Origin of the sequence: Thalassospira permensis NBRC 106175, from assembly GCF_000714555.1 — a bacterium.
GTDB classification, from domain to species: domain Bacteria; phylum Pseudomonadota; class Alphaproteobacteria; order Rhodospirillales; family Thalassospiraceae; genus Thalassospira; species Thalassospira xiamenensis.
Genome location: NZ_AUNC01000003.1, coordinates 1 through 25,455 on the forward strand (window position 1 = coordinate 1; position 25,455 = coordinate 25,455).

The following is a 25,455-nucleotide window of genomic DNA, read 5'->3' on the forward strand; positions in this document are numbered from 1 at the left end:
TACCGACAGACGGTCTTCGGGCGTATTGCCCCAACCTGTCCACCACCGACGGGCTACAATCCGATGCCGCCACTGCTCCCATTGCTGCCGCTTTCGGCAAATTCGGGGTCCTTTCCCCGACAAGACGCACCTCTCCCGTCATGACAAATAAGGGTGTTTGAAACCTGTTAGGACCGGCGCGGAACACCGCCATAATGGCTCCGCCATCCGCCGACGCATATCCTGCGGGCTGCCCCGCTACCCTGCCTCGATCCTTGCTGCTGCATCCTGATCCCCTCTTTGATCCGGCCCCAAACGCAAAAACCCGCAGAGCCTACAAGGCCTTGCGGGTTTCGGTCCGGGTGCATTTCTCCCGTTGACTTTACTTTTATGCCATAACTAAAAGAACAAATCAAGAACTTTTTCAGGAAATCTGAAAAAAGGGCGGATATGCGCATAAACCAAAGGCTCTTCGGGAGGATCTAAAGCGCCGTATGCATCCGGTATCCCGGTGCAAACACCAGCCGGGCCGAGGTAATGCCCTTTTCCCCCTCCCAGGTCGTGCGTTCGATCAGGAACAGCGGTTCATTCTTTTGGGTGCGCAGGATTTTGGCTTCGTTTTCGGATGCCAGCACAGCGGAAAATGAAATGTCGCCCTTGGTGTAGGGGGCATGAAGCACCAGCCATTCATTGGCACTGATTTTGGATAGATCAGCATCAACAATTTCCGGGGTGGCGGCGACCGAAACCCAGCGTTCTTCGAACATATAGGGCTTGCCATCGGCCAGATGCAGTGACGTGATATGCAGCATGTCGCTATCAGATGTGACGCCCAGATTGGCGCAGATTTCCGGCGGCGGGCTGCGGCGTTCGCTTAACAGCAGGCCATAGGTGTATTTCTGGCCGCGGCCCTCGATCTCCAGCCGTATGACAGGGATGTCAAGCCGCGCGCGTCGCACCGGATGGGTCGCGACTCGGGTTCCCGCCTTGCGGCGGCGATCAAGGAAGCCCTCGGCGGCAAGTTCGCGGAGCGCCCGGTTGACGGTCGCACGTGCGCAGCCCAGTTCCTCGGCCAGCTCGACTTCCTTGGGGATCTGGTCGCCGGGTTTCCATTCACGGGTGTGAATGCGGCGCAGGACCTCGTCATGGACCGATTGCCAGTTTGTCAGTTCCGTGGTGGTGCTCACACCGCTTCCTTGAGTTGTTCCATCACCTTGCGATACCGGCCCGTGATCGTATCGTGTGCGATATGGCGGCCTTCGGTCACGACATGGCGACCGGCCGACCAGACATCACGCACCATGCGATCATCTCCGGCAAAGACATATGTATCGAGGATCGTATCGCCTGTCCGACCAATAAGGTCAACTGCCGTGCCATCAAGCGCCATCAGATCGGCCAGCGCACCAACCTCGATCCGGCCGGCATCGCGGCCTGCCGCCTGTGCGCCGCCTTTGGCAACCGCATCGAACAACCGGCGGGCGGTGGATTTTTCCGGGGTGGCAAGGGCGGCACGCGATTTATCGCGCAGACGCTGGCTGTATTCCAGCGTGCGGAGTTCTTCGGAAAGTGAAATGCGAATGTTGGAATCCGATCCGACACCGATATTTCCACCCGCATTCAGATAGCGCACACCATCAAAGATACCATCGCCAAGGCTGCTTTCGGTGATCGGGCAAAGCCCGGCAACAGCCCCGGTTCTGGCAAGGCCAAGCGTTTCGTGTTCCTGCATTTGCGTGCAATGGATCAGGCACCAGTTTTCATCGACATCGGCATGTTCAAGCAGCCATTCGACCGGGCGCTTGCCCCAGGATGCCGCGACTTCCTCGACCTCGGCGACCTGTTCGGCCAGATGCATGTGAACCGGACCGTCCTTTGACAGCCGCGTGGTGGCAATCAGGTCCTCGCGACCAACGGCGCGCAGCGAATGCGGGGCAACGCCCATGCGTGTGTCGGACGGCAGGGATTTCAACGCCCTTTCGCTTTCCTCATACAATTTGGCAAAGCGTTCCGGATCATTGCCAAACCGGATTTGCCCCGCGCCCAGCGGGCGTTTGTCGCAACCGCCGAACTGGTAATGCACGGGCAGAAGCGTCAGGCCGATACCGGTGATGTTTGCCGCCGCCGCAATGCGTTCGGCCATCTCGGCGATATTGTCATAGGGAACGCCGCCCGGTTGATGGTGCAGGTAATGGAACTCGGTATTGTTGGCGTATCCGGCTTCGAGCATTTCCATTTGCACAAAGGCCGCAATGTCCTGCACGTGATCCGGGGTGAGCTGATCCAGGAAGCGGAACATCAATTGTCGCCATGTCCAGAAGGTATCACGGGGATCGGGGCCGCGTTTTTCGGTCAGTCCGGCCATCGAACGCTGAAACGCGTGGCTGTGCAGGTTCGATATCGCGGGCAGAAGCGTACCAACGCGGTTTCCGGTGGCAGGGGAATCGGCCTGAACCTTTGTGATTCTGCCGCTTTCATCGATCTCGATCAGGACGCTGTTTTCCCAGCCTTTGGTGGTAAGTGCCTGATTTGCCCAGAGAACCGTCATTGCTTCTACCCGTCTTGACAGTGATATTATGTACGTACATATTATATTTAATAACAGACTTATCAAGGGTGAGCTTTACATGCTTTTGGGGAATGCGAAAATTGTCGCGATCGATAAAGCGCCGGGCGAAAATCAATTATCATATTGTATGATTGATAAGGGCGCGGTCGCGATTGAAGGCGAAAAGATCGTCTGGGTCGGCGATGCCGATGCGATCCCCGAAGACTATAAAGACAGCAAAAAATTCCCCTATCGCGATCTTGAAGGCCGTCTGATCACCCCGGCCCTGATCGATTGCCATACCCATGTCGTGCATGGCGGCAATCGCGCGGTTGAGTTCGAAATGCGCCTGCAAGGGGCAAGTTACGAGGAAATCGCCCGTGCGGGCGGTGGTATTGTCTCAACCGTAAGCGCAACCCGCGCCGCCAGTGTCGATGAATTGCTGGCAAGTGCCTTGCCCCGGGTCGATGCGCTGCTGGCCGAGGGTGTTTGCGTGATCGAGGTCAAATCCGGTTACGGCTTGGACCGCGAGACCGAACTGAACATGCTGCGCGCAGCCCGCGCGATTGAAAAACATCGTTCGGTCCGGATTAAAACGACCTTCCTTGGTGCCCACGCTACCCCGGCTGAATTCAAGGGTGAACCGGATCGTTATATAGACGAGGTCTGCATCCCGACATTGCGCGCCGCCCATGCCGAAGGGCTGGTCGATGCGGTTGACGGTTTCTGCGAAGGCATCGCTTTTGACACGGCACAGATTGCCCGTGTGTTCGATGTTGCCCGCGCGCTTGGCATCCCGGTCAAACTGCATGCCGAACAGCTTTCAAATATCGGCGGCACCAAACTGGCCGCGAGCTATGGCGCATTGTCGGTCGATCATGTCGAATATGCTAACGAAGAAGACGCGATGGCGATGGCCAAATCCGGCTCGGTCGCGGTCCTGTTGCCCGGCGCATTTTATACCCTGCATGAAAAACAGTTGCCCCCCGTTGCCGCCTTCCGGAAACATGGCGTGCCAATGGCGGTTGCAACCGATTGCAATCCTGGGACATCGCCGCTGATGTCGATTCTGCTCGCGATGAATATGTCCTGCACATTATTCCGCCTGCCCCCCGAAGAAGCCTTGGTCGGTGCAACGGCCCATGCCGCCCGTGCACTGGGACTGTCCGATACCGGGCAGGTCAGGGCAGGGATGCGGGCTGATCTGGCGATCTGGAATGTGTCGCACCCGGCAGAACTTTCATATCGCATCGGGTTCAACCCGCTGTTCGAACGTATTTTCGGTGGGGTTCCGGTCGCGCGCTAAGCGTATCGGAGCCCTGCCCACGCGCCCCGAAACCTGTATTCGACAAGGATGCAAAATGACTGTCACCCTGATCCCCGCGTCTGTGAAACTGGCCGATCTTGAACATATCTGGCGCAGTCAGGCCGCCGTGAAGCTGGACCCGTCGGCCAAGGCCGGGGTCGAGGCTGCACATGCCATGGTCCGTGCTGCCGCCGACGGCAGCGATGCGGTTTACGGGGTCAATACCGGTTTTGGCAAACTGGCATCGGTCAAGATTGCCGCCAAGGATACCGAAACCCTGCAACGCAACCTGATCCTGAGCCATTGTTGCGGGGTGGGGGATGCGCTTGATATCGCGACCACGCGTTTGATGATGGCGTTGAAATTGCTGTCGCTGGGGCGGGGGGCATCGGGGGTGCGCTGGGACATTATCGATCTGATCGAGGGGATGCTGGAACATGGTGTAACCCCGGTCGTCCCGTCACAGGGCTCGGTCGGGGCGTCGGGCGATCTGGCGCCGCTGGCCCATATGACGGCGGTTATGATCGGTGCCGGCGAAGCGGTCTATCGCGGCGAAACCATGGCCGGTGCGGATGCCCTGAAAAAGGCAGGTTTGACGCCCGTGGTCCTTGGCCCGAAAGAGGGGCTTGCCCTGATTAACGGCACACAGTTTTCAACCGCCTGTGCGCTAGTCGGGCTGTTTTCGGGGTGGCGCAACGCGGCCAGTTCGATTGTCACTGCCTCGCTTTCGACCGATGCGATCATGGGATCGACAGCCCCACTGGTTGATGAAATCCATACGCTGCGCGGTCATCCGGGGCAGATCAATGTCGCGCGGTCGATGCGCGCATTGATGGACGGATCAGAAATCCGCGAAAGCCATCGCGAAGGCGATACCCGCGTTCAGGACCCCTATTGCATCCGCTGCCAGCCGCAGGTGACCGGGGCAGCCATGGATTTGCTGCGCTTCGCCGGGCAGACGCTGGAGATCGAGGCCAATGCGGTCACCGATAATCCGCTGGTTCTCAAAGAAGATGGCCGGATTGTTTCGGGCGGGAATTTCCATGCCGAACCGGTGGCCTTTGCCGCCGATCAGATTGCCCTTGCTGTTGCCGAGATCGGGGCGATTGCCCAGCGCCGCGTGGCGTTGATGGTTGATCCGACACTTTCACATGACCTGCCGCCGTTCCTGACCCCCGATCCGGGTTTGAATTCTGGTTTGATGATTGCCGAGGTCACGACAGCAGCCCTCATGAGCGAGAACAAGCATCTTGCCAATCCGTGCTCGACCGACAGCACGCCCACCAGTGCCAATCAGGAAGATCATGTATCGATGGCCGCCCACGGTGCCCGTCGACTGGCCCGGATGAATGCCAACCTTTCTTATATTCTGGGGGTTGAGCTGATCTGTGCGGCACAGGGCGTTGAATTCCGCAGTCCGCTGAAAACCAGTGCCGGTTTGCAGGATGTTCTGGCGATGGTCCGCAAAGACATTCCAAGCGTCGAGCAGGACCGATACATGGCACCTGATCTGGCGAAGGCGGCGGAGCTGGTCACCAACGGCAGCCTTGTTTCGGCGGCGAAACTTTCGGGTTTTGTGGTGGGGGGCAACGCATGACCAAGAGCAATCCGGTTGAAGTCAGGCACGGCGATGGTCCCATCGTTCTGGGATTGCCCCATACGGGGACCTATGTTCCAGACGACATTGCCGCAAAACTGAATGATCGCGGGCGCGAACTTGCCGATACGGATTGGCATATCCATACGCTTTATGACGGGCTTCTCGATAATGTCACGACGGTTCGGGCAACGTTCCATCGTTACGTGATCGATGCCAATCGCGACCCGGCAGGGATAAGTTTATATCCCGGCCAGAACACCACGACCTTGGTGCCGCTGACTGATTTTGATGGTGAAAACATCTGGGATCAGGCACCTGACGAGGATGATATCGCATTTCGCGCCCATCATTTTCACAGCGCCTATCATCAGGCATTGGCAGGCGAGCTTGACCGGGTGCGCGAAAAGCACGGGGTTGCGATCCTCTATGATTGCCATTCGATCCGGTCGCACATCCCGTTCCTGTTTGACGGAAAGCTTCCCGATTTCAATATCGGCAGCAATCTGGGTACGACCTGCGATCTGCTGATCGAGGCGGCAACGCGCGATATCTGTGGGGCGGCGAAGGATTACACCAGCATCGTTAATGGCCGTTTCAAAGGCGGCTGGACCACGCGCCATTACGGTCGCCCCGATATCAATCAGCACGCCATCCAGATGGAACTGGCGCAATCGACCTATCTTCAGGCCGAGGCAGCACCCTGGGCCTATGACGAAAGCCGTGCCGCAAAACTGCGCACGCATCTGACTTCCATTCTTGAAAAATTGGCCGAACTGGCCCCGACGTTAAGAGGCAAATCATGAGCAACAATCCGCGGCATAACCAGCGCGACGTCTATCCGGCAACCGGTACGGAAATCACCGCCAAAAGCTGGCTGACCGAAGCACCGATGCGCATGTTGATGAATAACCTGCATCCCGATGTGGCCGAAAACCCGCATGAGCTGGTGGTTTATGGTGGCATTGGCCGGGCGGCACGTACCTGGAAGGATTTTGACCAGATCGTTGCCAGTCTGAAGGAACTGGAAGATGACCAGACTCTTTTGGTGCAGTCGGGTAAGCCGGTGGGCGTGTTTCGCACCCACAAGGACGCGCCGCGTGTTTTGATTGCGAACTCCAACCTTGTGCCGCATTGGGCCAACTGGGATCATTTCAACGAACTCGATAAAAAAGGTCTGGCGATGTATGGCCAGATGACGGCGGGGTCGTGGATTTATATCGGATCACAGGGCATCGTTCAGGGCACCTATGAAACCTTTGTCGAGGCCGGGCGTCAGCACTATGGCGGCAGCCTTAAGGGCAAATGGATCCTGACAGGTGGTCTTGGCGGGATGGGCGGTGCACAGCCATTGGCCGCGGTTATGGCCGGTGCGTGCTGTCTGGCCGTGGAATGCGATGAAACGCGGGCCGATTTCCGTCTTCGTACCCGTTATGTCGATGAAAAAACCCATTCGTTGGACGAAGCATTGGCGATGATTGATCGCTGGACCAAGGCGGGCGAGGCGAAGTCGGTTGCCCTGATCGGCAATGCTGCCGACGTGTTCCCGGAACTGGTCAAACGCGATGTTCGCCCCGATATCGTGACTGATCAGACATCGGCCCACGACCCGGTGCATGGTTACCTGCCGCAGGGTTGGTCTGTCGCGGAATGGCGTGAAAAGCAGGAATCTGATCCGAAAGCCGTGGCAAAGGCTGCGCGTGCATCGATGCGTGTTCAGGTCGAGGCGATGGTTGCCTTCCACGATGCCGGTATCCCGACGGTCGATTACGGCAACAATATCCGTCAGATGGCCCTCGAAGAAGGGTTTGAAAATGCCTTTGCGTTTCCGGGCTTTGTTCCGGCCTATATCCGGCCACTGTTCTGCAAGGGGATCGGACCGTTCCGCTGGGCGGCACTTTCGGGCGATCCCGAGGATATCTACAAGACGGATCAGAAGGTTAAGGAACTGATCCCGGATGACAAACACCTGCATAACTGGCTGGATATGGCGCGTGAACGCATTGCGTTCCAGGGCTTGCCGGCACGTATTTGCTGGGTCGGTCTGGGGCAGCGGCACCGTTTGGGGCTGGCATTTAACGAGATGGTCAAAAACGGCGAATTGAAAGCCCCGGTGGTGATCGGTCGCGACCATCTCGACAGTGGTTCGGTCGCAAGCCCGAACCGCGAAACCGAGGCGATGAAAGATGGTTCGGATGCGGTCAGTGACTGGCCGTTGCTTAATGCGCTGCTGAACACGGCATCGGGGGCAACTTGGGTTTCGTTGCATCACGGCGGCGGTGTCGGAATGGGCTTTTCGCAGCATTCCGGCATGGTGATTTGTTGTGACGGCACGGAAGATGCCGCACGCAGGGTCGAACGCGTCCTTTGGAATGATCCGGCAACCGGTGTGATGCGTCATGCCGATGCGGGATATGAAATCGCACTGGATTGCGCACGAGAACACGGGCTTAATCTTCCCGGGATTCTCGGCAAGTAATCTGACAAAAGAAGGGCCGGGGGCAAATGCTCCCGACCAATCAGGGTTCTTCATCAAGGAGGCTATATAAAATGAAAAGACGTGAATTTCTGACTGCCAGTGTCGCGGGTGCCGGGGCTGCCGCCATGGCGGCAACCTTTGCAACGCCAGCCATTGCACAGGATAAACGCCAGTGGAACATGGTAACCGCATGGCCCAAAAACCTGCCTGGGCCAGGCGTTGCCGCACAGAAACTGGCTGATCGCATCACGACCCTTTCGGGTGGCCGGATCGAGGTCAAGTTGCATGCTGCCGGTGAACTGGTACCGGGCAACGGCGTGTTTGACGCGGTTGCCGAAGGGACTGCGGACATTTATCACGCGGTTCCGGCTTATTGGGGATCAAAATCCAAGGGCATTCTTCTTTTCGGGTCGCAGCCGTTCGGCCTGCGTGCAGACGAACAGGTCGGTTGGTTGACCCATGGTGGCGGTCAGGAACTTTATGACGAGATTTATGGCCAGTTTGGCCTGAAACCGTTCTTGTGCGGGAATTCTGGCCCGCAGTGGGCTGGCTGGTTCCGCAATGAAATCAAATCGGCCGAAGACCTTAAGGGGCTTAAATTCCGTACCACCGGCCTTGCCTCGGAAATGTGTGCCAAGCTTGGCATGGCGGTTCAGGCCATGGGCGGGCGTGACATGTTCCAGGCATTGCAGTCCGGTGCGCTTGATGCAGGCGAGTTCATCGGTCCGTGGTCCGATAGTGCGCTTGGCTTCTATCAGGTTGCCAAGAACTATTACTGGCCCGGTGTGGGCGAGCCGTCCTCGGCCGAGGAATGCGCGGTAAATGCCAAGGCATATGCCGACCTTCCCGACGACCTTAAGGCCGTGGTCAAATTTGCCTGTGACAGCCTTTATAACGAGGTCTGGACCGAGTACGAGACCAAGCATGCGATGGCCCTGAAACAGCTTGTTGCCGAGCAGGAAGTGCAGGTGCGCATGTTGCCCGATGATGTGATCGAAGCAATGGGCAAGGCAGCAGCCGAAGTGATTGGCGAGCTTCGCGAAAGTGACGATGCACTGACACGCAAAACGACTGAGAGCTTTGTTGCCTATCGTGATCTTATTGGCGGCTACATGACCTATGCCGATAACGGTCAGATGAATGCGCGCGCCAAGGTCCTTGGCTTCTGATAGAACTGAAGACCGGCGCGGGTTTGCTCGCGCCGGTCTTGTTGTTTCGCGGGGGATTTCATGCAACGCCTTGCTGATGCGCTGGATCAGGTGAACCAGTGGACCGGAATGACCGTGCGGTGGTTTGCACTTCTGATGGTTCTTTTGCAGTTTGCCGTGGTTTTGCTGCGCTATGTTTTCGGGTTCAGTTCGATCGCGTTGAATGAAAGCGTGCTTTACCTGCATTCCGGGCTTTTCATGCTGGGCGCGGGTTATACGCTTTTGGTTGATCGACATGTGCGGGTCGATATTTTCTATGCTGCGGCACACGAAACGACCAAGGCCAGAATTGATGCCTTTGGCTATGTCGTGCTTGCGATCCCGTCGATGGCGACATTGCTGTATTGGTCATGGCCGTCGGTGGTTAATTCCGTTTCGATGCTGGAAGGCGCGATCTCGGTGGGGGGGATTCCGGCCGTCTGGTTGCTTAAATCCCTGATTCCGGCCTTTTGTATTCTTTTGATTATTCAGTCGGTTGCCTGTCTTCTGCGGCAAATTATCATTTTGCGGGGGCGTACCGCCTGATGGAATACCTTGATTTATTGATGTTTGCGGCCCTGATGGGCTGCATTTTGCTTGGTTTCCCGGTGTCGTTTTCCATCGCTGGTGTGGCGGTGATTTTTGCCTTTATCGGTTGGGCAACGGACGCGATGAATATTGCGTTGATGGGTGCCCTTGGCCAGCGGGTGTTTGGTGTTCTGACCAATGACGTGCTGATTGCCATTCCGCTTTTCGTCCTCATGGGGGTGGTGCTGGAAAGATCGCGCATTGCCGAAGACTTGCTTCATACCATGGGCCGGGTGTTTGGCCAGTTGCGCGGTGGTCTTGGCATTTCGGTCGTGCTGGTCGGGGCGTTGCTGGCGGCATCGACGGGGATTGTTGGTGCAACCGTGATTGCCATGGGCATGATTGCCCTGCCGACCATGTTGCGTACTGGCTATAACCCGAAAATGGCATCGGGGCTTGTGTGCACGGCGGGGACGCTGGGGCAGATCATTCCGCCGTCTACGCTTTTGATTATCCTGTCTGATGTGATGTCGTCGGCCTATCAGCAGGCACAGTACGAACAGGGCAAGTTCACCATCGAAACCATTTCGGTCGGGCAGATTTTTGCAGGGGCCCTCATCCCCGGTCTGACGCTGGTGGTGATTTATATTGCCTATATCCTGTTGCGTGGTTTTTTCCGGCCAAATGATATGCCGCCGGTCAAAAGTGACGATGGCCGCCCGGATATGGGCGAGGTAATCCGGGCTATCCTGCCGCCGGTTTTGCTGATCATTGCGGTTTTGGGCGCGATCCTTGGTGGTGTCGCCACCCCGACAGAGGCCGCATCGGTCGGCGCGATTGGCGCGATCCTGATGGCCGGTGTACGGCAGGGAGCAAACCGGAAGCTAGTCCTGTCGGGGACTGCGGCCCTTCTGATCCTTGCTGTTATGGCCGGGATTGCCCCGGTCCGGTTTCAGCGAAATGATCTGACCGGGTTTGATTATGTTCTGGGCGCGGGATATGTCGTTCTGGCGATTGCCGGCATTGCCGCGATTGCCGCGTGCCTGAGACAGGCATGGAAGGCCGACGTTCTGAAATCCGCACTGACATCGACGATGACCGTTACGGCGATGATCTTTGCCACCATCCTGACCGCCAGCATGTTTTCGCTGGTATTTATCGGGTTGGGCGGCGAAGACCATGTGGCGGAAATCCTTGAATCCATGCCCGGTGGCCCGATGGGGGCGCTGTTCTTCTGCATGGCGGTGATTTTCGTTCTGGGCTTCTTCCTTGATTTCGTTGAAATCACGGTGATCCTGCTGCCGCTGATAGCCCCCGGACTGATTATGATGGGCCATGATCCGGTATGGCTGGCGATCCTGATTGCGATCAATCTGCAGACATCGTTCCTGACCCCGCCATTCGGGTTTTCGCTGTTTTATCTGCGCAGTGCCGCGCCTCCGGAAATCACCACCGGACAGATTTATGCCGGTGTGGTGCCGTTCATAGCACTTCAGGTGTTTGGCATTTTCGTAATCTGGTTGTGGCCGTCTTTGGCGCAATGGTTGCCAAGCGTGGTTTTCTGAGCATCTACTCAAAAGCGCCTCGTGATCTTGTCCGAGGCATTTTTGTCGCCTAAAGCGGTAGGGCCCAGTCCTGCCGGACGGTACGGACCACCAGTTTGGAGGTATAGGTCTGGATCGGGATATCGGCGTAGGTTTCAAGGAAGTGATAGATGTAATCGGTATATTCCGTCGCATCGCGGAATTTGGCGATCATCACAAAATCAAAATCACCGGCGATCAGATAGCAATGCTGGATTTCAGGCCGGTTTTTGAGGATCTGCTGCATGCGTTGATCGATATCGGCGCTATCTTTTTCAAGCTTTATCAGAAACATGGCAGTGACCTGAAAGCCGAGTTTCTTTTCATCAAGGATTGCGCAGCGCGCGCGAATGACCCCGTCGCTTTCGAGTTTCTTGATCCGTCGATAACAGCTTGTCGGGGATAGCCCGACGCTGTCGCTAAGCGATTCCAGACTTTGCGTACAGTCTTTCTGGAGCTTCGCCAAAATCTTCAGATCAATCGCATCTGCCATAAATCCTGCAATAGCCCCCTGAAATTGCAAAAACCCCATCACTATTCGCCCAACTTTGCAAAATTTCTCCGTACGGAAGGGCTAAACTTAACACTACCTAAAGTGGAGAAAACTTCAATAAAACTCATGGGGTTATTCGGGGAAGGCGATGATTGTAGCGAAACCGACATGGAATTCTGACGTTAAAAACCTGTTTATCGCGCCTTATTGGATTGCGCCTAATGAGCGAGATGCAGTGGCGCGGGGCTGGATCGGGTGCATGCGCGGTTATTTCATCGATCTGGATCAGGTGGATTCGGTCAAGGAATGGTCGGTGACGATTTATAATCATCTGGCATCGCGTAGCATGCCATTGACCACCGATCAGACTCAATTCTGGCCGATTGATGCGCTGGAAACCTTTCGGCTTTGGGTTAATCAGGGGTGGCGGGTTGATCAAACGTCCCCCTTCGATCCGGCCGACCGCATACCGCCGCCGGATTTGCCGCAAAAGGTCAAACGTATCCGGGCCGATATCCGGTCGTTAAGTCAGGACGAGCTTGATGCCTATCGTGCCAAGCTTGACGATATCATGCAGATTGGCAATCCGGACCGCGGCGCACCGTGGCAGATATTTGCCTATATCCACACCAACTGGTGCCTGCATTATCAGGAAGCCTTTGCGCTTTGGCATCGGGCGTATCTTCTGTATCTGGAAGAACTGATCGATTTTGCGATCCCCTATTGGGACTGGATGGCACAAGATGCCAGTGTCGATGGTAGCCCCGAAGCAGGCTTGCCCCAAGCGTTTCTGGACGAGGCATATATCCATCCCGGCACCGGCAAGAAGCGCCCCAACCCGTTACGTTATGCTGCGGCCAAGGATGGCAATTCCAAACTGTGTGCGATCGGCAAGATGAGCGGACCGGACTGCAAATACGTCCAGCGTAATCCGTTATTTTACACGTCCGGTGATACCGACAGGGCGGAACGCACCAGGTTTTATGCGATGGCGCGGATTTTCCAGCAGCAGGTCGTTGATGCGCTGGAATTCGAAACTTTCAGCACGCCGCAGGGAGTCCCCGGTTACCCGTGGGCCAATATCCCGGCGTTTCACCCGCCGCAGCCCGATAATCTGTATCCTTATCGCGATGTCAATTTTGACGGTCTTTATGAACAGCCCCACGACAATTATCACGGCTGGCTGGGGCCGGATATGGGCGACAATGCCTATACCGCGTTTGATCCGCTGTTCCTGTCCTATCACGCCAATATCGACCGGATGCTTGAAGTCTGGATCCGCAATCATCCCGGCGCGCAATTCACCACCCAGACACCGCTTCAACCGTTTTTGGGCGCAGGTGCGACGGATGTAAGTTATTCCAGCGCAGACCATTGGCGCTATACTTCAATCGGTGAAATGGCTCAGGATAGCCGTCGTATCGGGTATGACTATAGCGAACCTGTTGCCAAGCAGTTCACAGGTGACGCGGCGCGCAAGAAATCCCCGACGGCAGTAAAGGCGAAGCCATCCATACCGGGAAAGGTGGTAAAAGAGGCCGGTGTTTCCGCCGATCCGTTTGTCGCAACACGTGCCGAAGCCAAGATCATGGACGATGGTCCATGGGTGGTCTTTGACGATGTTCGTTGTACCCATGACAGTTATCTGATCGATGTTTTCATCAATCAGGCCGACGCGACCCCGAACGACGCAACAAGCTGCAACATGCATTATGTCGGCCGGTTCAGCCGGATCGGCATGGGGCTCGTCGATGATAAAGGACGTTGTGTGACACAGGGTGTGTCACGTGTTCTGAATGCCGGGCCGACCATCTATTCGCTTGATCTTCGCCCCGAAGACAAACCGCAAATTTCCCTTGTTGTGACCCACCTCGATACCGGCCGTGTTGTGACGGCTGACGAGTACAAAGCGCTACCCGGCTTTATTCCCCAGCTGGTTTGGGGGGATCCGCGCCAACCGATTATTGGACAGATGGCACCGCGCGGCTGCTGTTCGCTTCATTGATCATAACCGTGACCCAGGAGACCGAAAATGAGCACACCCTTTGCCAGATTTACGTCGCCCGCCCATCAGGCACCCAAGGATTACAAAAAGCTTGGTATGGAAAACGAACTGTCGGCTTTTGAAACCGATTGGAACAATAATGTTGCCGATTGGACCGAGATGGCGATCATTGGTGATCCGTGGTCGAACCTGAATGATGCACCACGGGCGGATTACTATAACCCGCTGACCGAGGGATTTGGTGAAGCCGGTGACGCAGTCATCAGTTGGACCCCGTTCCCGAACCGCTTGATCGCCTTTCTGACCCCACCCGAGGCATCCAAAAACCCGCAACTGCATCGACCATTGACCATGGATGAGGTCATGAGCCTTGCCGATAGTGGCGAGATCACCGTCGATGGCACGCTTTACAAGCTCTATGATCCGAGCGGTTCGGCTCCGATCCTGAAAATCCCGGCCAAACGGTGTCCGGAGATCGACTGGACCGGGGAATACGTTGATTTCTCGCCATCCGGCCCACGTGGCTGGCTTGATGAATATTGTGAATGGTCGATTACCTATGATGCGTCGGGCAGCAAGATGCAAAGCGTCATGTTTACCTGCGAAAACCCGGCCTATTACCTGACGATGTGGCGGATCAATCCCGAGGCGGTCCTTGGCCTTTATCAGATGTATGTTGATCCGGCGGTCAAGCTTGAAGACCTTTATTTGCGTTACACGGTTGATCAGCCGACCGGTAAAAAAGGCGATCCTGTCATGGATCCGACCACCGGACGTCCGGCCTATGACGTGACCAACAAGTGGAACCGCGGCACGGTGCGGGTTCCCGGCCAGTCGGGCGGGGCGCTGCATCTGACGTCAGGCCCCAATACGCTGAGTGCTGAAATTTACCTTGCCGCGGCGGCAACCATTCAGCGTCCGGATTTAAGCAGCCGCGATCCGCAAAGCCTGATTTGTTGTGCGCAATACGGTCAGAACTATCGTAATTCCGATCCGCATATCGGTTTCATCGCCAACCGGGCTGCGGCACGTTACCGTATTTCACTGACCGATCCGGTCGGGCTTTATATCCAGCAGCCCCAGAACCTTTCGAACTGGAAGGGGCCGAATGGCGAGGATATCAGCCAGTATTGGAAAATCACCCGTGGCACGGCGGGAACCGGTCCGAACAATTCGGACCAGATACTGCATGCGGTGTTTGATATTCCGCCAAGTGCCGGTTTCACGATCAATGACTGCACGATCAATGGTCAGAAGATTGCTCATATTGGCGATATCGCCAACCAGATGAAAATTGCCCTTTCGGCAACGCAGATGACTCCGAACCAACCGTTGCAGTCACCGATGAAATGCGTTTCAAGCCGCAGCAGCGGCAGTATGCAGCCCTGGCCGGTTCAGTTCGTGCCGATTGATCTGTTTTATGGGGAATCTCCGACCGATCTTCCGGCATTGATGGTACCGGGAACGGTGAATAGCTTTGTTCTGATCGTGCAGGGAGCGGATAAAAACACCACGATCGACAACGCGCGGATTGAGTTTTCCAACCCCGGGATCAAGGCCAAAGTGACCAAGTTCCTGCCAGATGCATCGGCGATTCCGGGCCAGACCGACGGTGGCGGTACGCAGGGCTTCATTATGGATGTTGCTGTATCGTCATCGGCAAAGCCGGGATCCGTCAGTCTCCGGGTTCTGAACCCGAATGAACCGGCCAATCCATCGGATGCTGATCATCCGTGGGAAAGTGGTTTGGCGGTTATTCCCAGTCATTAACAGGGGCGGGGGGACGCATCCGGGGTGGGGTCAAGGTTGTGATCTGCCCCGGATGCTGTTTGCGACAGAGGGAGTCGTTATGATGAACCGATTACATTTGGGGGCAGGCTGTGTGATTGCGGGGTTTTGTATCCTGGCGATTGCGGGACTTCTTTGGGTGATTGATGTTCCGGCTGGCAGGGCGGATGAAATCAATATCAGCCGGGTGACGGAAATAGCCCAATCGGCACAGCAATGCCCGGATCAACTGGTTTTCGATCCGACAAGCGGGTCGTTCATGACCAGTGACAATCTGTTCCTGCCAACCCAGCAGGGTAACAATTGTTATGCGTGGCAAATGTTCATCGCGATGAACTGGCCGGTCAGCAGTTCATGGCCGGGAACACCATCGGCCGCAGGTGAGCCAGATCAAAACGTTTCGGTGGAAAATTGGGGGGTACCGGAAAATCCGACCTCACCCTTAACCAGCGTACCGGTCTGGGGCAGTTTCAAGGATGCGCAGGCGATCTTCCTGCCTGATGCGGCCAAGCCGACCGATTGGGGCGTGCCGCAAGCCGTGCCGTCGGGATGTAAAAGTGACAAGATGTTGCTGGGTTATCCGGCTGGTTCGGCAAAGATTTTAACAACGCTTTCAAAAAATGCGGTCAATACTGCCCATCGGTTCCATCTTTCAAGTGGTACGCGTGATACCCAGTCCGACGAGATCATGGAAGCCACCGGCGGATGGTTGACAGATCAGAACGGCAATCTGGTGTTTTTCGAACGAAAGGTCGGCAAGGCCGAGTTCGATTACATCATGAACAATGCGCTTTATGACGCTGCCTATCAGATGCGGGTCGCAACCAATGCTGATGGTCGACATCCGGCGGGATTGTCCCTGCCAAGTGGCAAGTTCCTGCGTGTTCCACCGACGGAACCGCAAGGTCAGGATGCGCTTGGAGCGTTCGAGATCAAGGCAGCGTGGCGGGTCCTGACAGGGCAAAGCGACATTTATGACCGGTATCTGACATCGGTTGCATGGCTGAAACGTCCTGATACCGGTGAATGCAGCCAAGAAGTTGTCGGTTTGGTCGGGCTTCATATCATTCACAAGACCGATACATTCCCCGATCTGATCTGGGCAACCTTCGAGCAGGTCGACAATGTGCCCGACGGGCAGGCAACTTTACCGCCTGGCGGATATTCCTTTAACAACCCGAATTGTACCGGACCGGATTGCAAACCCAATCAGCCGCGCATTGACTGTAACGATCAGAACCAGTGCAAGGATCTTTATCCCCGCGATCAGCCCGTACAGGTTACGCGCGAACAGGCCCTAACCAGTGAAATGGATACGCTAAATGCCGGTGTTGCCCAAAAGATCGCATCGCAAACCGGCGGGAAATCGGTGTTTCAGTATTACAAGCTGGTCAATGTGTTGTGGGATGGCAGCCCAAGCCCCCCAGTCATGGAGCCCGGTGCGAATGCATCGATACCGCTGCGCTATGGCACCTTTGAGTCCGAGGGTAATCTGAAAGTCGCCAATACAACCATGGAAACCTACATCCAGGATCAATCCTGCGATTTTTGTCATGCCAATGCGACGATTGCTGGCAGCGATACGCTAGCATCGGATTTCTCATTCATTTTCCGCGATGCCGGATCGGCGAAAAACCCGTCACTGGTGGAAGAGGTAAAACAATTCATGGAGCAGGCACAATGATCGGACCTCTTGTCTTCAGGAAACCGGCGATAATGATCGCGGTTACCGTTACCATGTTTTCTGGTTTGGTGGAGATGGCGAAGGCCCATCCGCCGATGGGTGAAATGAGCCATACCAGTAATGGGGCCGAAGCCGATGCACCGGGCAATCACGGCATGTTTATGGTTGGATCGGAAACGCTGTTTTTGCTGCATATGCCGATGTTCACTCAGGAAAAGCATATGTACCAGATGGTTCTGCGCGCGCATCTGACGGATGATGCGATGGCGCAGTACCGTAAATTGCGCGCAGCCAATCCTGATAAGCCCTATAACCTGATCAATGTCGATGATGACAAATTCACCCTGCCCGATATCAAATCAGGCAGGGTGACCAGCTTTACCGCGACAGTCTATGACGGTTATTCCAATGCAGGCGGCGGGACACCGGGACCGGTATTACTGGATAATGTCGCGGTTGAGATCGAGGATGTCGTTATTTTCCGGCATTTCAATTTCGGGATCGATCAACCGGCCGAGCTTGTCTATTACCTGTTTGGCTATGGGGATGAGGCGCATCTGACGCATTACATCGCCCGGGATCCTGATTTTCAGAATATTCTGACATTGCCATCGCCGCCCGATGAGTTTTCGCAAACCCAGATCGAAGCGGGGCTTGAGCTTGATTTTCCCGGGATGCCAACCCAGCCATTGGGGTGCAGTTCACCGCTGCAAGCCAAGGTTTATGACACCCTGTTTCAAGGGAGAGAAGATGCACCGGTACGCCTTGATCTGAGCCAGGGCGTGCATGATATCTGGTATTCGACCGGCAATCTTCTGAATGCCAAGGATCCGTGCCCGGAATAAGGGGTCGGAATAAGGGTCCGGAGTAGGGTGATCGGATTGCTGATGCGCACACGGACGGATGGTTCCCATCCGTCCGTGTGCAGTTGCGGGCAAGGCTGCCTTTCATGCGGCTTGTCAGGCCGCGCGCCTGTGTTTGCCTTCGCTAACTTCCTCGACGATCTTGGAAACAAAGGCATCAAGATCGTTGGGATTGCGCGACGTGATGATGGCCTGATCGCAGACCACCGGTTCGTCGCGCCAGACTGCACCGGCATTTAGCAAGTCGGTTTTGATCGAACTGTATGAGGTTGCTGCGCGCCCGCGCAGGGCACCGGCTTCGACCAGAAGCCATGGGCCGTGGCAAATTGCTGCAACCGGTTTGCCTGACGCGACAAATTCGCGGACCAGACTGACGGATGCCTCGTCATTGCGCAGAAGATCGGGGTTGATCTGACCGCCGGGGATAACCAGCGCGTCGTAATCGTTGATATCGACATCTTTGACTTCGATATCGACCTCGACGGTGTCGCCCCAGTCCTTTTTATCCCAGCTTTTGATCGGGGATGATTTGGGCGATGCTATTTTGACATCTGCCCCATGGGTCGAGAGCTTATCAAGCGGAACGCGCAGTTCCGACCGTTCATAACCGTCGGTAGCGAGAATAAGAATCTTTGCGGTATCAATCGCAGGCATAACGTCTCTCCTTTCATTGATGTCGAGCGTTACACCTCACCAACGGCTGTGATTTCAAAACGTTCCAAAATTTCTTGTGGCAATTTCATGCCCATCTGCATGCTGCGCGGTGACGCCGGGCTTTATTGACATCACGGGGGCGCAAACTAGTTTTCAGGTAGGTTCGATTTCCGATGCGAAGGATAGAGGCAGGATATGGCACGCATTTTCATTATCGGCGTCACGGGTGGTATCGGGCATCGTCTGGCACCGCTTTTACTGGCAAATGGGCATCAGGTTACGGGCCTGCATCGCAAACCCGAACAGGCCGACAACGTCAGGAATGCGGGGATTACGCCGGTTCTCGGTGACTTGATGGAACTGACGGCAGAAACGCTCGCCCCTTTGATCTGGGGCCACGACATTGTTGTTTTTTCATCCGGGGCGGCAGGAAGCGGCCTTGACCGGACCACGCGGATTGACTGCGACGGACCGGGGCATGTGGTGGCCGCGATGAAGCAGGAAGGCATTTCGCGGCTTTATCTTGTTTCTGCCTTCCCCGAAGCCGGGCGCGGCAAAGACCCCAACCCGCGGTTTGAACATTATATGACCGAGAAAAAGCGCGCCGATGCGGATGTTGCGGCATCCGATGCCGATTGGGTGATCCTCCGGCCGGGAACATTGTTGCATGAAGATCAGGACGGGCGCGTGAACGCCGGATTTGCCATCCCTTACGGCACGGTCAAGCGTGGCAATGTTGCGCAGTTTCTCGCCAAATTGATCGAAACCCCGGAAATCCGGCGGGAGATTCTTGAACTGACCGATGGGGGAACGGAGATTTCCGAGGCGGTAAATCTGATAGTCCGGAAATAGGTTGGCTTCGTCTTTATGCTTCCGGGTTTTCGGTTGTTCTGTTGTGGCGGCTTCGGCTAGGGTCGGCAAACCGTCAATTTCAAACACCGGAATATCATGCAGATCGACCTTGCCAGCTTTGTCTCACAGTCTGATCGTGACCTGGAAAATCACATGCGTATCAGTGACTTTATCGCAGGTGAACCCAAGGCATTTGAAAATGATCCGGTAACGTCACATGTCACGGGATCGGCTTTTGTCGTGAATTCGGAACGCAGTCATGTGGTGCTGACCCATCACCGGAAGCTTAAACGCTGGCTTCAGCTTGGCGGGCATTGTGATGGAGTGCGCGACGTATTGTTTGTCGCCCAGCGCGAAGCCTATGAGGAAAGCGGTCTTTCGTGGATACGGCCCTTGTCGTCAGCGATATTTGATATCGATATCCACGAAATTCCCGAAAATGCCAAGGGGCCTGCACATCTGCATTATGACATGCGGTTCCTATTCGAGGCCGATATGCGCGATCCGCTTAAAATCACCGATGAATCCGATGATCTGGCATGGGTGGCTTTGGACCGCCTCGAAGATTACACCGACGAGCATTCGGTTCTGGTGATGCGCGACAAGCTTCGGGCTTTTGCCCAAGGTTAACGGACCGGATAATTACAGCCGCGACATTGCCGGGTCATCCTTGTTGGTGCGGGCATCGTTGCGGTCAAGCTGATAGCTTTCATGAACCTTTGCCATGCCCGCAATGCGGCCTTCGGCCACTTGTGCGTGCAGCATGTCGATATCACGACGGCGAAATTCATCAGCAATCTGATCAATCACATCCTGTTCGGTTTCAAGCATTGAAAGCCCGTGTCGTGCCATGGAAACACCCGTATCAAAGGTTTCGCGATAAAGCTGTTCCACGCCAAGCCCGATTTCCATCAGATCAAGTGCATGGTTGCGGTCATAAACGCGCACCAGCAGTTTCGATTTGGGAAACAGTTCGCTGATATATTTGGCGGCCTGTGTGGTCGCGTCACGATCATTTATACACAGACAGATCAGATCGGCATTCGCCGCCCCGGCGGTGGCAAGAACATCACTTCTCCGGACATCACCGAAATAGACCTTGTTGCCATAGAGGCTGGCCATCTGAATACGTTTCGGGTCGTTGTCGATTGCGGTGGCATTGATGCCGCGGGCTGCCATAACACGTGAAATGATCTGTCCGAAACGGCCAAAGCCGACAATGACCACTGATTGCAGTTCAGCTGTTTCAACGCCATCGACATCGGGCTGATCATCCTTGCGAAGCTTGGCCGACAGTTTTTCGGCAATCGCACCGACAAGCGGGGTGGCAGCCATCGAAAGGGTGACGATGGCGGTCAGAAGGTTGGCGCGTGTGGAGCTGATGACCGCAAGCGATGTCGCCAGACTAAACAGGACAAAGGCAAATTCGCCGCCCTGCGGGATGGTGACCGCAGTCCGCCATGCGGTTGCGTGACATTTGCCAAATATCCGGGCCAGTCCATAAACGACGATCCCCTTGATTGCCATCAGACCAGCAACCGATGCCAGGACGATCCCGATATTATCCGCGACAAGCGGCCAGTTGACCGACATGCCGACCGCGATGAAAAACAAACCGAGCAGAATGCCGCGAAACGGTTCGATATCGGTTTCAAGTTGGTGGCGATATTCGGAATCCGCCAACATGACACCGACCAGAAATGCGCCAAGTGCCATAGAAAGCCCGACGGCCTGCATCAAAAGAGCCGCGCCAATCACGAGCAGCAGTGCTGCGGATGTGAAGATTTCCTGCGCGCGGGTCAGGGCGATGATGCGGAAAAACGGATTAAGCAGATATTTCCCAGCCCCGATGACCAACGCAATTGCACCGATGGTTTTGGCGATATAAATCCAGTCGGTACCCGCTTCGTCGCCGTCACTTATCGGGCTGAGCCACGCGACAAGCGCGATTAGTGGTACGATAGCAAGATCCTGAAACAGCAGGATTGAAAAGGCTGTGTTGCCATGGTCGCTGTTAAGCGTGCCCTTTTCTTCAAGGATTTGAAGGGCAAACGCGGTTGAGGACAAGGACAGGGCAAGGGCGGCAATCATCGCCTGCTGCCATGGCCAGTCAAATGCAATTAGGGCGGCGTAAAGAAGGGCGGCGGTGATGGCCACCTGCGCCATCCCCAGCCCGAAAATCTCGCTTTTCATTGCCCACAGGCGTTGGGGGCGCAATTCAAGACCGATAATAAACAGCAGAAGAACAACGCCAAATTCGGCGAAATGCAAAACTTCTTCCGGTTCCGCAATCATGGCAAGGCCAAACGGCCCGATCAGTGCCCCGGCGCACAGATAACCCAGCACGGAACCCAGACGCAGCTTTTTGAAGATCGGTACTGCAACCACGGCCGCACCGAGGAAAAGAACCGCCGTATGCAGAAAGCCGCCTTCAATTGTCGCCATGTTTTGCCACGTCCCTATGATGATGCAGGTACCTGATTTGTGCCTTACCGTGCAGTTTAGCGGGCAATAAGAAACACGACACACAAAAGTTGTGCGCGCATTTTCGTATTTCACATCGAAGAAGGGAAGTTTTTTGCAGCTTTTGGTATCGCTGCGGCCCGCAGGCTGCAAAGTGGCAGAGAGGAGGGGATTCGAACCCCTGAGGGGCTTACACCCCAACACGCTTTCCAGGCGTGCGCCTTAAACCACTCGGCCACCTCTCCACATGCGATCTTGTATATATCGCGAAAGCGGGCGGACATTAGCCGACCCGATCCCGGTTGACAAGGCAAAATCCCTTACTTTTTGATGTTTGTTCTGGTCACTATCCAAACAGCCAACAAATGCCATTTTTACAATCACTTGACCGATAAAGTTGTAGCAATTTGTCCAATATTTACTTCTTGTTGATTAATCGCCTCTAAGGTTTCAGGCTATGGTTCCAGATGTACCGGGACGATAGGGTGATTCGCAGAAACCTTTATGCTGACGGGGCAAAGCCGTCGGCATGTCTGTGATGATAACGAAAAGTTCAGACCGGGAATTCGGAGACGGCTATGTGGCTTTTCAGAGCGTTGGGATGGATATTGCTGTTTTCCAGTCTTGCTGTACTGGTCGGTGATGGCATTACCTCGCTTCAGACGGGAACGTTCCGCTTTGTCGCGGCAGGGGAGCTCTGGTATCGGTTGGATGCCGGAAGCCTGAACCTGTTACAGTCCGTGATCCAGCGCTATATCTCGGCCTGGATTTGGGACAATGCGTTTGTGCCCGTGCTATTGGCCCCGGCGTTTGTCATATTGCTGGTGCCCGGAATACTTCTTTTGCTGGTGACGCGAAAACGCAGGCGTCAGAAGTTTTTCTAAGCCGTTCCTGTCTGTATTCCGCCGTTTTCAATACCGTATCTGTCTTTCGCTTGTCTGATCGCTGCGTGCACGGCACACTGTGCGTGATCGGGCAGGATCATAAGATGGAAGACAGCGATGAAAGCATGGATATGCGAGGCTTTCGGCGAGGCGCCGATGCTGATCGACTGCGAAGAACCGATCGCACAAGCCCATCAAATCATCATCGATATTGCCGCCTGTGGCGTTAATTTTGCCGATACCCTGATTCTTGAGGGAAAATATCAGAAACGCCCGACTGGTCCGTTTGCGCCGGGGTTTGAAATTGCCGGTACCGTTTCTGCAATTGGGACGAACGTTCAGGGTTTTACCATTGGTGACCGGGTCATGGCCCTGCCTGACTGGGGTGGATATGCCGGTCGGATTTCGGTTGATGCCAGTCTTGTGACGGGGTTGCCAGAAAATGTTGAATTCAATGTGGCGGCTGCATTCCAGATTGCGTATGGAACGTCATGGTTTGGTTTGAAGTATCGCGCCAATTTGCTGCCGGGTGAAGTGGTTCTGGTTCATGGGGCTGCCGGGGGTGTTGGCCTGACGGCGGTGGAATGCGCGAAACTTCTGGGCGCGACCGTGATCGCAACCGCGGGTGGGGCTGATAAATGTGCCATCGCCAAAGCGCATGGTGCGGATCATGTAATTGACTACAAATCCGAAAGCATACGGGCCCGGGTAAAGGAAATCTGTGCCCGCATCGGGCGAATAGGTGTCGACTTGGTTTATGATCCGGTCGGGGGCGATGTGTTTGATCAGAGCCTGCGCTGTGTTGCGTCGGGGGGACGTATCCTTCTGATCGGATTTGCCAGCGGATCGGTGCCACAAATTCCTGCCAATATCCTTCTGGTCAAGAATGTTGCTGCACTGGGCTTTTATTTCGGGGCTTATCTTGAACAGAACCCCGATATCGCAAAGGCTGGCATGGCCGAGCTTTTGGAGCTGCTGTCGTCTGGGGAAATATCGCCATTGGTGTCTGCGACATATCCGCTGATAAACGCGATGGAGGCACTTGCGGCGATCCGTAACCGGACCGCAACAGGGAAGCTTGTGATCCGGTGTCGGGAATGAGTTCGTCCCAAGGTGATTATTCTATTAATCAAATCCTTGAAATTTTATAGGATGTTGCCGTCCCTGATAGCATTGCTGCTTGCAGGCTTGTTTTCGGGCTTGCCACAGCACCTGTTGATCCATTGGAATTTATAGATGTCCGAAATCCGGAAAAAGCCAGACGCGCCGCAACCGTCCGACAAAACACGGGCGCAATATGAAACATTTCCTTATCCGGCGCGTGACCCGAAAGATGAGGACAAGCGTCTTGTCGTAGGGTCCCCCGGCAATTGGGACGAAGTGGTTCATTTCGTGTTTGGCGGCCGCGATCCATCGGCTGATGGCAAAAAGATAAAAGTTCTTGTTGCCGGGGGCGGCACCGGGGATGCGTTGGTGATGCTCGCGCAGCAGGCGCGTGATCGCAAGGCCAAGGTCGAGATTGTTTATATCGATCTTTCGGAAAGCTCGCGCAAGATCGCTGAGGCCCGGATCAAGCGCCGTAATCTTGAAAAGAGTGTCAAATTCGTTACCGGGTCGTTCGTTGATCTGGCCGGGCAATATGGGCCGTTTGATTATATTGATTGCTGCGGGGTGCTTCATCATCTGCCTGATCCGGACGCCGGTTTAAAGGCGTTGGCAGATGCGCTTAAACCCAGAGGCGGTATGGGGTTGATGGTGTACGGCGAACTTGGCCGGATCGGCGTCTACCATATGCAGGAAATGATGGAACGCCTCTCTGCCGAGGCGGGTGGGCGCAAACGGCTTAACCTTGGCAAGGCATTGTTCGATTCACTGCCGGGTACAAACTGGTTGAAGCGTAACCCGTTTGTGAATGACCATATTCAGGGGGGTGAGTCAGGGTTTTACGATCTGCTTTTGCATCAGCAGGATCGGGCCTATCGCGTGGACGAGGTTTTTGATTTTGTTGAGAAGGCCGGTTTGCGGCTTCAGCAATTCATCGAACCGATGCGCTATGATCCGACGACCTATTGTTCGCGCCACGACGTTCTGGACAAGGCCGTGCATGTGCCGTTTCGCAAGCGCGCGGCATTGGCTGAATTGATGGCGGGCAATATTACCAAGCATCTGTTTTATGTGGTCAAATCGGATAACAAGATCAAGCCACCGGTCCCGGATCGTCATGCGGTGCCGTTTTTTGTGCGTATTGACGGGGCTGCTTTGGCCCGCTCTGTCGCGAAGACCGGCCATATCAAGATCAATTTTACCGGATTGTCGGTAACGCGCGGTCTTCCGCCAGCAAGCCCGGGGATTTTGTCACGCATCGATGGCAAACGCACGGTTGGCCAGATTTACGAGCTGTTTGACCCAAGCCCAGATAAATATGAATTCGATGCCCAGTTCGCAGTGATGTATTCGGTGCTGAACGCCGCGAACCTGATGTATCTGTATCCGTCAAAATAATCCGTCTTGCTGATCCGATCAGGCAAAAGAAATGCCGACCATCGGGGGATGGCCGGCAAT

General features: G+C 55.4%; 21 protein-coding genes and 1 tRNA gene. 16 read left to right on the top strand and 6 right to left on the bottom strand.

Going from position 1 to position 25,455, the window contains the following annotated elements; all coding sequences use genetic code 11:
- Positions 1-461: 461 nt before the first annotated feature.
- Both SMB34_RS02800 and SMB34_RS02805 read right to left on the bottom strand, forming a co-directional pair.
- Positions 462-1,166, bottom strand: coding sequence for a GntR family transcriptional regulator (locus tag SMB34_RS02800; protein ID WP_037987595.1), 705 nt, complete (start codon positions 1,164-1,166; stop codon positions 462-464).
- Positions 1,163-2,527, bottom strand: coding sequence for a formimidoylglutamate deiminase (locus tag SMB34_RS02805; RefSeq protein WP_037987596.1), 1,365 nt, complete (start codon positions 2,525-2,527; stop codon positions 1,163-1,165). Before SMB34_RS02805 ends, SMB34_RS02800 begins: the two co-directional genes overlap by 4 nt.
- A 148-nt stretch (positions 2,528-2,675) precedes the next feature.
- Between SMB34_RS02805 and hutI the strand changes: the two genes are divergently transcribed.
- The 7 genes from hutI (at position 2,676) to SMB34_RS02840 (ending at position 11,189) form a co-directional block, all read left to right on the top strand.
- Complete coding sequence (hutI, locus tag SMB34_RS02810; RefSeq protein WP_420835044.1) at positions 2,676-3,833, top strand: imidazolonepropionase; 1,158 nt, start codon at positions 2,676-2,678, stop codon at positions 3,831-3,833.
- A gap of 55 nt (positions 3,834-3,888) precedes the next feature.
- On the top strand, positions 3,889-5,430 hold the full coding sequence (gene hutH / locus SMB34_RS02815; RefSeq protein WP_037987598.1) for a histidine ammonia-lyase: 1,542 nt from the start codon (positions 3,889-3,891) through the stop codon (positions 5,428-5,430).
- Entirely contained in the window at positions 5,427-6,236 is an 810-nt protein-coding gene (gene hutG, locus SMB34_RS02820) for an N-formylglutamate deformylase (protein ID WP_037987599.1), read from the top strand. Before hutH ends, hutG begins: the two co-directional genes overlap by 4 nt.
- Positions 6,233-7,909 (top strand): urocanate hydratase, encoded by a 1,677-nt coding sequence (hutU, locus tag SMB34_RS02825; RefSeq protein ID WP_037987600.1) that lies wholly within the window; start codon positions 6,233-6,235, stop codon positions 7,907-7,909. The genes hutG and hutU overlap by 4 nt, the downstream gene beginning before the upstream one ends.
- A gap of 71 nt (positions 7,910-7,980) precedes the next feature.
- Positions 7,981-9,078 carry a TRAP transporter substrate-binding protein gene (locus tag SMB34_RS02830; protein WP_007088762.1) on the top strand — a complete coding sequence of 366 codons (1,098 nt, stop codon included), beginning with the start codon at positions 7,981-7,983 and terminating at the stop codon, positions 9,076-9,078.
- A 60-nt stretch (positions 9,079-9,138) separates the two neighbouring features.
- Positions 9,139-9,642, top strand: coding sequence for a TRAP transporter small permease subunit (locus tag SMB34_RS02835; protein ID WP_037987601.1), 504 nt, complete (start codon positions 9,139-9,141; stop codon positions 9,640-9,642).
- A complete protein-coding gene (locus SMB34_RS02840) occupies positions 9,642-11,189 on the top strand; it encodes a TRAP transporter large permease (protein WP_037987602.1) in 1,548 nt (515 codons plus the stop codon). Before SMB34_RS02835 ends, SMB34_RS02840 begins: the two co-directional genes overlap by 1 nt.
- Before the next feature lie 49 nt (positions 11,190-11,238).
- On the opposite strand, the gene SMB34_RS02845 is transcribed toward SMB34_RS02840, so the two are convergent.
- Positions 11,239-11,739: an Lrp/AsnC family transcriptional regulator gene (locus tag SMB34_RS02845; RefSeq protein WP_196871093.1), complete on the bottom strand. Its 501-nt coding sequence runs from the start codon at positions 11,737-11,739 to the stop codon at positions 11,239-11,241.
- Positions 11,740-11,848: 109 nt separating this feature from the next.
- On the opposite strand from SMB34_RS02845, the gene SMB34_RS02850 reads away from it, so the two are divergent.
- The 4 genes from SMB34_RS02850 to SMB34_RS02865 all read left to right on the top strand — a co-directional run bounded on the left by SMB34_RS02850 (position 11,849) and on the right by SMB34_RS02865 (position 18,022).
- Positions 11,849-13,705 carry a tyrosinase family protein gene (locus tag SMB34_RS02850; protein WP_240478730.1) on the top strand — a complete coding sequence of 619 codons (1,857 nt, stop codon included), beginning with the start codon at positions 11,849-11,851 and terminating at the stop codon, positions 13,703-13,705.
- Between the two features lie 27 nt (positions 13,706-13,732).
- On the top strand, positions 13,733-15,475 hold the full coding sequence (locus SMB34_RS02855) for a hypothetical protein (protein WP_037987603.1): 1,743 nt from the start codon (positions 13,733-13,735) through the stop codon (positions 15,473-15,475).
- An 82-nt stretch (positions 15,476-15,557) separates the two neighbouring features.
- A complete protein-coding gene (locus SMB34_RS02860; protein ID WP_007088768.1) occupies positions 15,558-17,177 on the top strand; it encodes a hypothetical protein in 1,620 nt (539 codons plus the stop codon).
- A 32-nt stretch (positions 17,178-17,209) separates the two neighbouring features.
- On the top strand, positions 17,210-18,022 hold the full coding sequence (locus tag SMB34_RS02865) for a hypothetical protein (protein ID WP_139328064.1): 813 nt from the start codon (positions 17,210-17,212) through the stop codon (positions 18,020-18,022).
- Between the two features lie 114 nt (positions 18,023-18,136).
- Here SMB34_RS02865 and SMB34_RS02870 read toward each other — a convergent pair whose 3' ends face one another.
- Positions 18,137-18,694, bottom strand: coding sequence for a DJ-1/PfpI/YhbO family deglycase/protease (locus SMB34_RS02870; RefSeq protein ID WP_007088770.1), 558 nt, complete (start codon positions 18,692-18,694; stop codon positions 18,137-18,139).
- 195 nt (positions 18,695-18,889) lie between these two features.
- On the opposite strand from SMB34_RS02870, the gene SMB34_RS02875 reads away from it, so the two are divergent.
- Positions 18,890-19,546: an NAD(P)-dependent oxidoreductase gene (locus SMB34_RS02875; RefSeq protein WP_037987604.1), complete on the top strand. Its 657-nt coding sequence runs from the start codon at positions 18,890-18,892 to the stop codon at positions 19,544-19,546.
- Between the two features lie 153 nt (positions 19,547-19,699).
- Positions 19,700-20,176, top strand: a complete 477-nt coding sequence (locus tag SMB34_RS02880) for an NUDIX hydrolase (RefSeq protein ID WP_139328090.1) — start codon at positions 19,700-19,702, stop codon at positions 20,174-20,176.
- Between the two features lie 12 nt (positions 20,177-20,188).
- On the opposite strand, the gene SMB34_RS02885 is transcribed toward SMB34_RS02880, so the two are convergent.
- On the bottom strand, positions 20,189-21,991 hold the full coding sequence (locus tag SMB34_RS02885) for a monovalent cation:proton antiporter-2 (CPA2) family protein (protein WP_007088773.1): 1,803 nt from the start codon (positions 21,989-21,991) through the stop codon (positions 20,189-20,191).
- A gap of 173 nt (positions 21,992-22,164) precedes the next feature.
- Positions 22,165-22,254 (bottom strand) — tRNA-Ser (locus tag SMB34_RS02890).
- 333 nt (positions 22,255-22,587) lie between these two features.
- Here SMB34_RS02890 and SMB34_RS02895 point away from each other — a divergent pair.
- The 3 genes from SMB34_RS02895 (at position 22,588) to SMB34_RS02905 (ending at position 25,395) form a co-directional block, all read left to right on the top strand.
- Positions 22,588-22,893, top strand: a complete 306-nt coding sequence (locus SMB34_RS02895; protein WP_007088774.1) for a hypothetical protein — start codon at positions 22,588-22,590, stop codon at positions 22,891-22,893.
- A 117-nt stretch (positions 22,894-23,010) separates the two neighbouring features.
- Positions 23,011-23,994 carry an NADPH:quinone oxidoreductase family protein gene (locus tag SMB34_RS02900; RefSeq protein ID WP_007088775.1) on the top strand — a complete coding sequence of 328 codons (984 nt, stop codon included), beginning with the start codon at positions 23,011-23,013 and terminating at the stop codon, positions 23,992-23,994.
- A gap of 135 nt (positions 23,995-24,129) precedes the next feature.
- A complete protein-coding gene (locus SMB34_RS02905) occupies positions 24,130-25,395 on the top strand; it encodes a class I SAM-dependent methyltransferase (protein ID WP_037987605.1) in 1,266 nt (421 codons plus the stop codon).
- Positions 25,396-25,455: the final 60 nt, after the last annotated feature.